The sequence below is a fragment of the Shivajiella indica genome (genome assembly GCF_042683085.1).
GTDB lineage: Bacteria > Bacteroidota > Bacteroidia > Cytophagales > Cyclobacteriaceae > Shivajiella > Shivajiella indica.
Map to the genome: position 1 here is coordinate 68844 of NZ_JBHUIV010000018.1, position 11603 is coordinate 80446.

The 11603-nt window shown below is 40.0% G+C and carries 10 protein-coding genes; 7 read left to right on the plus strand and 3 right to left on the minus strand.

Annotated elements, in window-relative coordinates:
• Positions 1 to 71: 71 nt before the first annotated feature.
• The gene (gene hutI / locus ACFSKV_RS13055) at positions 72 to 1316 is read right to left on the minus strand and encodes an imidazolonepropionase (RefSeq protein ID WP_380803474.1); all 1245 of its coding nucleotides are present in this window, start codon (positions 1314 to 1316) and stop codon (positions 72 to 74) included.
• A gap of 172 nt (positions 1317 to 1488) precedes the next feature.
• On the minus strand, positions 1489 to 3060 hold the full coding sequence (hutH, locus tag ACFSKV_RS13060; protein WP_380803478.1) for a histidine ammonia-lyase: 1572 nt from the start codon (positions 3058 to 3060) through the stop codon (positions 1489 to 1491).
• A gap of 340 nt (positions 3061 to 3400) precedes the next feature.
• Between hutH and ACFSKV_RS13065 the strand changes: the two genes are divergently transcribed.
• The 7 genes from ACFSKV_RS13065 (at position 3401) to ACFSKV_RS13095 (ending at position 9831) form a co-directional block, all read left to right on the plus strand.
• The gene (locus ACFSKV_RS13065; protein ID WP_380803481.1) at positions 3401 to 3970 is read left to right on the plus strand and encodes an ORF6N domain-containing protein; all 570 of its coding nucleotides are present in this window, start codon (positions 3401 to 3403) and stop codon (positions 3968 to 3970) included.
• A 73-nt stretch (positions 3971 to 4043) separates the two neighbouring features.
• Complete coding sequence (locus ACFSKV_RS13070) at positions 4044 to 4916, plus strand: LysR family transcriptional regulator (RefSeq protein ID WP_380803483.1); 873 nt, start codon at positions 4044 to 4046, stop codon at positions 4914 to 4916.
• Positions 4917 to 5284: 368 nt separating this feature from the next.
• Entirely contained in the window at positions 5285 to 5491 is a 207-nt protein-coding gene (locus tag ACFSKV_RS13075; protein WP_380803485.1) for a type II toxin-antitoxin system VapB family antitoxin, read from the plus strand.
• Entirely contained in the window at positions 5488 to 5880 is a 393-nt protein-coding gene (locus tag ACFSKV_RS13080; protein WP_380803488.1) for a PIN domain-containing protein, read from the plus strand. Before ACFSKV_RS13075 ends, ACFSKV_RS13080 begins: the two co-directional genes overlap by 4 nt.
• A gap of 308 nt (positions 5881 to 6188) precedes the next feature.
• Positions 6189 to 7013 (plus strand): helix-turn-helix domain-containing protein, encoded by an 825-nt coding sequence (locus ACFSKV_RS13085; RefSeq protein ID WP_380803492.1) that lies wholly within the window; start codon positions 6189 to 6191, stop codon positions 7011 to 7013.
• A 115-nt stretch (positions 7014 to 7128) separates the two neighbouring features.
• Positions 7129 to 8247, plus strand: a complete 1119-nt coding sequence (locus ACFSKV_RS13090; protein ID WP_380803495.1) for a glycoside hydrolase family 16 protein — start codon at positions 7129 to 7131, stop codon at positions 8245 to 8247.
• A 21-nt stretch (positions 8248 to 8268) separates the two neighbouring features.
• Positions 8269 to 9831: a sugar porter family MFS transporter gene (locus tag ACFSKV_RS13095; RefSeq protein ID WP_380803498.1), complete on the plus strand. Its 1563-nt coding sequence runs from the start codon at positions 8269 to 8271 to the stop codon at positions 9829 to 9831.
• Between the two features lie 89 nt (positions 9832 to 9920).
• Here ACFSKV_RS13095 and menD read toward each other — a convergent pair whose 3' ends face one another.
• Positions 9921 to 11603: a 2-succinyl-5-enolpyruvyl-6-hydroxy-3-cyclohexene-1-carboxylic-acid synthase gene (gene menD, locus ACFSKV_RS13100; RefSeq protein WP_380803500.1), complete on the minus strand. Its 1683-nt coding sequence runs from the start codon at positions 11601 to 11603 to the stop codon at positions 9921 to 9923.

Sequence of the window (11603 nt, forward strand, 5' to 3'; positions counted from 1 at the left end):
TAACTGAATTTTAAATCTGTAGATGAAATTCAATATCTATCAACATCCAATATCCATCAATATCAAATTTTTTAGACCTCAACCCCATTTTTTAAGACTTTCAAAGGTTTTAACCTCCCCTGTTGATAGGTGATTTCCCGATAATCATCTGTTGGGAAAAGTGCTATGTCAGCCAAAAGACCGGGTGCGAGTTGGCCTCGGTCATTCAGTCCAAGGGCGGCGGCTGCCCTTAAAGTAATACCAGCCAATACTTCAGCATTGCTGAGTTTTTCAAAAGTGCCTAAGACCGATGCCTGCATCAAAAGATCACCCATAGGGGCTGAACCGGGATTCCAGTCAGAGCCAATAGCTAAAGAAGCGCCTTTATCAAGTAGTTTTCTGGCAGGGGTATAAGCTACACCCAAACCCATAGATGCCCCTGGCAAGGCCACGGCAATAGTGCCAGATTGGGCAAGTAACTCGATTTCTTTATCAGTGCTGGCTTCCAGGTGGTCCGCAGAGATGGCCCCGAAGTTAACGGCTACCTGCGAACCGCCCGTGTGAAACTGATCAGCATGTACGGTGATGTCGAAACCCATTTCCTTGGCTTGCAGGAAATAGGATTGGATATCTTCAGGAGTAAAGGCTGTGTCCTCGATAAAGGCATCGATACGATTGGCTAGACGTTCTGCTTGTAGTATGGGGAAAACATCTTCAACAATGGCTTTCAGATAGTCCCGTTGGGTTCCTTGAAAGTCTTTGGGGGGAATATGGGCAGCCAGGCAAGTTGGGATGAGATCTGCAAAGGTGCTTTCATTGGCCACTTTTATGGCACGGAGCATTTTTAGTTCCTCCTCTACGGAGAGTCCATAACCGCTTTTTACCTCAATCGTGGTGATTCCGTCTTTGAGGTGTCTGTTGGACCGCTTGACAGTCAATTGAACCAGTTTTTCCATTTCGGCTTTTCTGGTTTGGGTAACGGTATCCCAAATACCTCCTCCAGCCTTCGCAATCTCTAAATATGGTTTCCCTGCATTGCGCATGGCATAGTCCTTGGCACGTGAGCCAGCAAAACAGATATGGGTGTGGCAATCGATCAAGCCGGGAAGGGCCACAAAGTCTCCTTTTAAATTCACAATTTCCGCCCCGATAGATTGTGCCTCTGGGTACAAATCCCAATAGTTACCTATTTGGTGAATTCTGTCATTTTTAATCAGAATACCAGCCTCAGAAATAATTTCCAACTGCTCGTCATTCAATGCTCCTTTTAAAGGCAACCTTGCCATGGTAACTACTTGACGAAATGGGCCAATAAGGGTATGTTTGATGGTTGACATGGGCTTTTGGTTTGACCTTCGAGTACGCCGCAGCGTACTCGAAGGTCTTTATGGTTTTTAGTCTATTTATCTTTTAAGTAAATTACCTCTAAGATCTGATTTACAAATACTAATTTCTATTTTTTAAATCGGGCTAAAACCTTCGAGTACGCCGTGGCGCACTCAAAGGTTATTAGTACCTATCAAACTCCTTAGACCAAGGGGTCTCAAACTGCAATCCTTCTTTTTCAGCAACTTCTCTTGCCAATTTAAGCAATTCCCCGCTTTGGATAATTGCAATGGCCGTTTCCATGTCCTCATACATGATTTGGTCTTCCGTGACATGATTTATTTTTGCGCGTACATGTTCATATAAAGCCGTCATAATTTTTCCTGACTTTAAGGGTGCATGGAAATCTACAGCTTGGGCTGCGCAGAATAGTTCCACGCCAAGTATTTTTTCAACGTTTTCGATGACTTGAAATGCTTTTCTAGCCCCGATGGAACCCATGCTGACATGGTCCTCCTGCCCTAAAGAAGTAGGGATGCTGTCAGCCGAGGAAGGGAAGCAAAGCCCTTTATTTTCACTTGCCAAGGCCGCTGTAGTGTATTGGGGAATCATAAATCCTGAATTCAATCCTGTTTCTTTGAGGAGAAGTTTAGGAACTCCAGGGGTATCTCCTTCTAATGAAAGATAGATCCTACGGTCAGAGATATTGCCAATTTCAGAAGCGGCCAGACAGGCATAATCCAAAGGAAGGGCAATAGGTTGCCCGTGGAAATTTCCTCCGCTAACGGTATGGTTTTCATCAAAGACAACAGGATTGTCTGTGACCGAATTGATTTCTGTTTCAAGACTTTTTTTCAGGTGTAGCCAGGCATTTCTGGAAGCGCCATGCACCTGAGGCATGCAACGTAGGGAATAAGGATCCTGAACCCTTGCACAGGTGGCATGGGAATGCACGATTTCGGATTCGTTTAAGAGGTTGAGGATGGTCATTGCTACATGTTGGTTGCCTGCATAGGGGCGTAGTTGATGGAGTTCTGCGGAAAAGGGTTTGATCGAACCCAGCAAACCTTCCAGCATCATGGCCCCAGCGATGTCTGCATGGGCGAGGATATTGTAGAATCTTTCCACTACTTTGAGGCCAAAGGCTGCAATAAATTGGGTGCCATTAATGAGGCCTAAGCCTTCTTTAGGACCTAGGTGGATGGGTTCTATGTTTTGTTTTTTGAGAGCTTCGATTGCGGGAAGAATCGTGCCCTGATAATGCACTTTTCCCAAACCAATCAATGGTAGGAAAAGATGCGAGAGGGGAGCAAGGTCGCCTGAGGCACCGACCGAACCTTGCTTAGGCACTACTGGTATTACGTCATTTTCTATATGCCACAGGATCCTGTCCAAGGTCTTTTCCTGAATACCAGAATAGCCCTTTGCAAGTGCATGAAGCTTAAGGATAAGCATCAATTTGGATATTTCAGTTGGAATGGGTTCACCTACACCTACTGCGTGACTTTTGAGCAAGTTCTCTTGAAGTTTGCGTGTCTGGTCGGGAGATATCAGAGTGGTACAAAGCGGCCCAAATCCGGTATTGATGCCATATACAGGCTGTCCTTTGGAGACGATTTGCTCTACAGCTTTAGCGCTAACGCTCACTTTTTCTCTGGTTTCATGAGTAAGGATTCCTTTTATTTCACCTCGGGCGATGCCGAGTGCAATGGATGTGGTAAGGTGATTTTGTCCATATTCAAATTTCTTGATCATAAGATTTTGTTCCTGTTGATGAATTTATTTAAACACATACAATGTGCTTGTTGCGGACCTTATTTACGTCCTTTGCGTGAAACAAAAAGAAAGTTCTCGAAACGGACGCAATGATTTTAAACGCAACGATCGCAACGGTAGAACATCATATTTTTGCTTTTTCAAAATTAGTCATGATATCTGATAATTATAAATATCAAATTGGGCAATTATTAATTACTTACAGTTATAAAAATTAAACGTTTATTTTACTACTTGAATTTGATTATCCGCTATACTATGTTTAAATTGGATTTGATTTTTATAATAGAATAGGGGTTAGTTTTTTAACAGAGATAATATGCAAAATCCATCAGATTTAATCATACAAGAGCGTATCACTAGATCCATTTATTTAGTTAGAAATCAAAAAGTAATGATGGACAGCGATTTAGCTGAAATGTACGGAGTGGAAACTAAGATACTCAATCAGGCAGTTAAAAGGAATGTGGACAGATTTCCGGAGGACTTTATGTTTCAGCTTTCCTATCAAGAGTGGGGGGATTTACAAGTAAGGATAGAAGAACAAAATGAGGTTCATTCTTTAAGGTCACAAATTGTGACCTTAAAGAATGAACGTGGAAGACACAGAAAATACCTTCCGTATGTATTCACTGAGCAAGGAGTAGCTATGCTATCTTCTGTACTCAAAAGTAAAACTGCCATTCAGGTAAATATCTCCATTATGAGGGTTTTTGTAAAAATGCGTGAATGGGCAGCTAATTATCAAGACTTGATCAAAAAAATTGATGAGCTCAGTCAAAACCAAAGTGAACATAATGAGCATATCAGAAATATTTACCAGATTATTGAAGAGTTGGTAAGGCCAACCTTTACAGAACGCAATGCAATCGGTTTTAAGAAATCTTAGTCTAATTAGGTGTAAATATCTATCAATATCATTTCAAACCTAATATCCTTCACAGATATATGGGTACACAAATATGAACATAGAACTTCGCCACCTCGAATATTTCCGCGCAGTCGCCGAAGAACTGAACTTTGGGCGGGCAGCGGAGCGATTATTTATTTCTCAGCCGGGTCTCAGCCGTCAGATCAAGCAGATGGAAGAAATCCTGGAGGTGCAGTTGTTTGAACGGACCAAGCGGCGGGTGGAACTGACGGCTGCGGGGCATTATCTCAAATCTGAAGTAGACTATATCTTCAATCACCTTGAACTCACGAAAACCCAACTCAAGGAAATTTCCTTGGGAAATATTGGTGAACTGAGGATTGGCTTCTTAGGTTCAGCGGCCCATACTGTCCTGCCCGAACTTCTGGTAAAAATCTCGCAACAATTCCCCGGCATCCAAACGACCATGGAGGAACTCAGCAATACTTTGCAGGTAGAAATGCTGGAAAAGGACAAATTGGATTTGGGTTTTGTGCGGTTGGCACGGGTTCCTGAAGTGCTTCAGATGAAAATGGTGCATCAGGATACTTTCTCGGTGGTTTTGCCTTTGAACCATCCTCTGGCTGAGAGTGATTTCAAGCATGTAGGCCAATTGAAGGAAGAAAACTTTATCCTTTTTTCCCATGATTATTCCTCCATTTACTATGATAAGATCATGTCTATCTGTGAGGATAGGGGTTTTTCTCCCCGCATCACCCATAAGTCTGTCCATGCCCTGACTATTTTCAAATTGGTGGAGGCAGGTTTGGGTGTGGCCATTGTTCCGACATCACTTCGCCAAGGTTACGATTTGAAGGTGAAGTTTATTGAGCTGGACAAGATCAAGCAAAAAACGGAGCTGTATGTTGTTTGGAAAAAGGGAAATAGGAATCCGGCTTTGGGTAAGGTACTAGGGTTGATATAAATTAAAGGTGATATTAATAGATATTAACGTTGCGATATGGATGGATATTGAAATATTGCCTTTAAAAATTGTTGTTCTGCTTACATATGGGTTCAAAGAACGAAAGGTTTGGACGGTTAGCTTTTCACCTAATCAATTAAATGGATTAACAAAAGTTTCTTTTGCAGATTGTTTTCAAGTCAAAAGTCTGTAGGAGAAAAGAATTGTTAAGAAAATAGGACTACTTACAGAATCTGAATTGGCAGAAGTCAAGGTTTGTCTTGCTAAAGTGTTAGGGTTGATTTAGGTTAAGTAAACTTTTCTTAAAAAATCTTTCTATTTTTCTACTTATACGATATGTTATCGTATTTTTGTAAAAAACTGAAATAATGAAAGTTACAGCAATTATTTCCAAGGAATTAATAGATGAGGCGATGGAGCTTTCTAAGGCTGATACGATCACGGAGGCATTGAAGGTAGCCTTGGTTTCTTATATCCGATCTCAAAAAATCAAACAAATCGGAGCTACTATTGTCAGTGAGCCTTTAGAATTTAAGTATTCTGCTCAAGAATTAAGAGATTTGAATCGCCGGTGAGAGGTGTCTTTTTTGATACCTCTATTTGGATTGAATACCTGAGAGGTAATCCAGATGTCTTTTTAGTATGCCAAGAACTCTTGGAAGACAATAGAGTTTATGGCATGGAGTTGATCTTTGCGGAATTACTTCAAGGAGCCAAAGGGAAAAGAGAGGTGGAGACGATTATACAGTTGGTCAATATCATTCCAAGTTTGGATGAGCCTTATCATATCATTGAAGCAGGATTTTTGTCGCAAAGAGAAAACTTGGTGAAACAAGGAGTGGGGTTGATTGATGCTGTTATTTTTCATGCGGTAAACAAAAATGAGTTGAAGCTTTGGACTTTGGACAAAAAACTCAGGAAAGTCATCGGATATGATCGGTTGTTCAAACCAGAGCTTTCCTGATTTTGGAAAGTCATTATTTTCATTTATCCTTTTATAAGGATAATCTTCATCTCAAAACGCCATCAAAATATAGCCGAACTTGTGCTGAGCTTGTCGAAGTAGGCAAATATCTACCATTATATCGCAAAGTATATACCAATCCCTATTAATTTCTAAAAGTAGTCTTGTTTCTTGTATCTTACTCTCACCTTTAATTTCTCGCTTCTCCCTCAAATGTCGTCCAAATGTCGGGTGAAATCCTCCCTTTTTTCGGGTTATATTTGTAAGAATCCTTCCAACTTGCCATGGTCAAACAAAACATTCACAACATGAAACAACCACTGTTAGGGCAGAAGATCCAGGAATGGAGAAAGGCCAAAGGATTGACCCAGGAAGAACTGGTAGAGCGATGCAATATCAATGTACGCACGATCCAACGCATTGAGGCAGGGGAGGTGACCCCAAGGTCATATACCGTCAAGGCAATTTTGGAAGTTTTAGAGGTAAACCCCTCAGAAATCAAGCATTTCAATATAGAGGATGCAAAGAATACCCAAACAAATAACTTGGCAACTTGGCTTAAATTTTCATTTATAGCTGGGATCATCTATTTGATTTTGGCCATGGTTGAGTCAATTTTGGATTTACAGATATTTGTCGAAAAGTCGAGCTATACCCATGGATTTGGATATTTGTATACTTTATTAAAAACGGCAGTGCTTTTTTCTTTTCTGCTATTTACCAGCGCTTTTTATCGGTTGGGAGAAGAATTTTCCAACCTACTTTTGAAAGTGACTTCCATCTTTCTCATGATTTTGACCGGTGCATTTATTTTGGAAGATGTCCTGACTTATTGGATGGGAACAGAAATATATTCCGGAATACTATTGAGATCTTTGATTTCCGGAATTCTTTATGTGTTATTTGCTACCGGTTTTATTCATCTGTCCAATACAAAAGGCACAACCTATATCATAGTTGGTGCACTAGGGATAGTTACAGGAATCAGTTTCATGACTGTAGTATTTGCTGTTCCTGGTCTTTTTTTCCTGACATTGTTTGAAGGGGCTTTGATTTTTTTACTGCATCAAGAATATAGGAAAAGGACTTCGGACAATTCCATTTCATTTATTTCACAAGGGCAATCTTTATAATAAATTTCGAAAAACTGTGGTTTAGAAGCCCTTTCTAAAACTTTTTTAGTTTGTATAAGGGGTTTTCTTTTGAGAATTCTTGTATTTTTAGAATAGAAATTCATTAAATTTAAATATGAACAAAATTAAGTTTTTACACTATTTAATAATTTTCTCTTTCTTTTTTTATTCCTGTGGTGAGGGAGAAGATACTGTTGTAGAACCACTTCCTTCTGGTTTAGAGGTTTTAATAAGCAAAGAAGCAAACGGATTGGTAAGGCTTACTTTGCAAGCAGCCAATACGAATTATTTTATGGTGAATTTTGGAATTCCAAACAGTGATTGGATTAGGGTCAATGGAAATGAGGTGACCTATTCCTATACAGATCCTGGAAGGTATAATATTGCCGTACAGGCTCATTCTTCCGAATCTAAATTTATCACTGCATTCTCTATCATAACCATGTCCAATTCCGACTTGGGATTTGAATTTCCACAGAGTGGTTTTGAAAGCCCTTTGGAATATGAGGGCTATCAAATGGTATGGAATGACGAGTTTGAAGGAAACACCTTATCTGAGGATTGGGTTTTTGAAATCGGTGATGGCTGTCCGGCATTATGTGGATGGGGGAATAACGAACTCCAGTATTATAGGAGGGAAAATACTGAGGTAAGAGACGGTTATCTCATCATTAAAGCTCTCCAGGAAAATTTTGGAGGTAAAAATTTTACTTCTTCAAGAATCAAAACTCAAGGTAAAAAGTCATTTAAGTATGGTAGGATTGATATCCGTGCTGCATTACCAAAAGGACAAGGGCTATGGCCTGCTTTGTGGATGCTAGGAGATAATATAACAGAAGTTGGTTGGCCTTTCTGTGGAGAAATTGATATCATGGAAATGGTTGGTGGAAGTCAGGATGGAAAAGACAATACGGTCCATGGAACCGTTCATTGGGCAAGCAACGGAAATTGGGCTAATTATGGAGGTAGTAAGCGCTTGGATCAGGGTATTTTAAACGATAAATTCCATGTGTTTTCCATTGTTTGGGATGAAGGAAAGATTGTATGGCTATTAGATAATGTGGCTTTTCATGAAATAGACACCACTCCTCAAGATTTAAATGAATTTAGGGAATCCTTTTTCTTTCTATTCAATGTTGCGGTGGGGGGTAATTGGCCTGGAAGTCCCGACGGAACTACCGAATTTCCTCAACAAATGGCAGTGGATTATGTGAGGGTTTTTCAAAAAAATTAATGATATCTAACTCATAATAAGTTGACAAAAAATCAATCTTACACCATCAGAATTTCTCTCATCGTGGCATTGGGCGGTTTTTTGATGGGTTTTGATGCATCTGTTATTTCAGGAGTAGTCAAATTTATCGAAAGTGAGTTCAATTTGACCAAATTGGAACTGGGCTGGTCTGTTGCATCTCTCACTCTGACAGCGACCCTTGCAATGATGGTTTCCGGACCTTTAAGTGATCGGTATGGAAGAAGGAAAATTCTACAGGTAGCAGCCATTTTGTTTGCAGTAAGCGCCCTGGGTTCTGCCATTGCCCCTAATTTTCTATCTTTGGTAATTGCCAGGATGGTAGGTGGATTTGGGGTGGGTGCGGCTTTGATTCTTGCTCCCATGTATATAGCAGAAATTGCACCACCTGCTATGAGGGGAAGATTGGTTTCCTTTAATCAGCTCAATATTGTCATTGGTATATCTATAGCTTTTTTTACGAATTACCTGATTTTGAAACTTGGTGCATTAGATTCAAATTGGGCCAATACTTTAGGGTTTGATAAATGGAATTGGAGATGGATGCTGGGAATTGAATTATTTCCTGCAGTTTTATTTTATGTGGGTCTGTTTTTCGTGCCTAAAAGTCCCAGGTGGTTGGTGATGAAGGGTCAAACCGATCAAGCTTTGTTTATAATGAAGCAGTTTACGGATGTGGAGGATGCCAAAAAGCAAATCAATGACGCCATCAAAAGTATCCATGAAGAACAGGGAAAAGAAAAAGCTAAACTTACAGAGTTCTTCAAACCTGCCTACCGGCTCGTATTGGTAATTGGGGTTATTATTGCCATTCTGCAACAAATTACAGGAATAAATTCTGTTTTTTTCTATGCACCCATGATTTTTGAACAGTCAGGGATTGGGACAGATGCTTCATTTATACAAGCTATTTTGGTGGGTCTGACCAATTTGGTTTTTACAGTTTTTGCCATCTTGTTTATTGATAAGTTGGGGAGAAAACCATTGTTACTTGGAGGCTTGGCCGGCATTGCCCTGTGTATGGGACTTCTGGCCTATGGTTTTGGACAGGCAACTTATCAATTATCAAGGGCATCAAATCTCGATCTTCCTTCAGAAATCAGCCAAAGCGAAATAGCTCCCATGATGGATGTGCTGTATGAAAATGATGTCAGATTCAAGCAGGCAATAAGGGATAATTTAGGTGAAAAGAAAGCAATTACTTATGAGTCTGAATTGATCACTTCTGCAATCAAGATGAACCCAACACTTATTTTAGTTGGGATTTTAGGCTTTGTGGCATCTTTTGCCATTTCCATAGGCCCTGTAATGTGGGTACTGTTCTCAGAGCTTTTCCCTATCAAAATCAAAGGTGCTGCCATTTCATTTGTAGGCTTTATTAATTCATTGATAAGTTATCTAGTACAGCAATTTTTTCCATGGCAGTTGGATACGCTGGGCAGTAGCAATACTTTTCTTATTTATGGGCTTTTTGCAGCTGTAGGCCTGTTCTTTGTTTGGTTTGTGGTGCCTGAAACTAAAAATAAATCTTTGGAAGAACTCGAGGGCATTTTGATAAAAAAATAGGATGGATATTAGGGATGGGCATTAGATGAAATGTTTTGGGGTAGCCTGAGCAATTTTAAGTGGCCAATTGCCAAACGATTCAGACCAAATTATGAATTCAATACTTCTGATATTTTCTGTTTAACCCATTGTAGCACCTGAGCATTGTTTTTACTGACAGTTTCGATTTCAAGGATTTTAGGATGTATGGATTTGTTATAAAAATCTTTCAGGCCCATTTCCAGACTTCTTTCGTCATTAGCCAAATGGTATTCAAAACCAAAATCCATGGCAAGATAACCTGCACTCAACCTTTGTCGGGTTTCAAAAAACTCTTCCAATTCAGGCTGTTTGGCTGGCCCCTCGATCAACCGGAAAATTCCACCTGCATGGTTGTTTAACAGAATTATCCGTAAATTATTCATCGGGTAATTGTGCCAAAATGCATTCCTGTCATAAAAAAACGCCATGTCCCCTGTAATCAATGTGACAGGATCCTTGGTTGTAAAGTTGCATCCTACAGCAGTACTGTTACTTCCGTCAATGCCACTGGTGCCTCTATTGCAGATTATTTCCTGGGGTCTTTCTCCTAGAAAATTGACATAGCGGACTGCCATACTGTTTGCTACATGGACTTTGGATTGGATAGGGATTTTGGCGAAACAATTGTGAAGTGCTTTATATTCTCCAAATGCTGCTTCCTCTAATATTTGGGTGATTCTGCTTTTCACACGGCTTTCCAATTCCATCCATTTTTGTACATAGGCAAAGTTGCTTTTTGCATTTTCTTTCAAAAATTGGAGAAAAGAAAGAGGATGACATTCTATGTTTTTCTCTAAAGACTGAAAAGTATCAGGAGTATAACCTCCGGGTTGAATATGCCAGTGTTCAGTCTTGGATTTCCTTAGAAAAAGTTTCAGATTTTTTGAAATGATAGATTTACCAAAGGAAAGGATTAAATCCGGTTTTAAATTTTCAACCCATTGATCATTTCCAATAAAATGATCATGGTAATTTATGGTGTACTCAGATTGTAAATTTGAAATAGAATCGGCAACTACTACCGCAATTCCTTCACATGAGATTTCATTTAGGATTTGCAGGATTTTTGAATTTGGTCGCTGTTGACCAGGAACTATGAGTATTCTTCTATAGCTTGAAATGATCGAAGAGAGTTTTTGCTTGACATCTTCCAAAAGTTGCAATGTACCCTTTAGGGGTTCCATTGACCTAACTTCCCTGTTAAAGTCAAATATTTCCTCTTTCTCTGGATAAAAGGGTTCTCTTAAAGGAATATTGAGATGAACAGGACCTGCTGGGAATTGCGAGGCCAAATTAATAGCTTCATTGGTTATCCTATTGGCATGCCAAACTTTATCCCGATGATCAAAACTATCGGGGAAAGTGAAAGAACCCTTAACGTGTTTTCCGAAGATTTCTGTTTGCCTGATGGTCTGACCATCCCATTGGTCAATCCACTCGGGAGGTCTATCAGCAGTGATCACTACTAAAGGAATTTGTTGGAAAAAAGCCTCTGCGATAGCGGGGGCATAATTGTAAGCCGCTGATCCTGAGGTGCAAACCAATACAACAGGTTTTTCTATTTGTTGGGCCATTCCCATTGCGATAAAGGCAGCTGACCTTTCGTCCGGTATAGTCCGTGCATGAATATCAGGGTGCCTGGCAAATGCCAATGAAATCGGGGCACATCTTGAACCCGGTGATAATATGGCATTTTTAATGCCTTTTTGGGCACAAAGAGAAACAAGATCGATGATAGGCTGGATGATCAA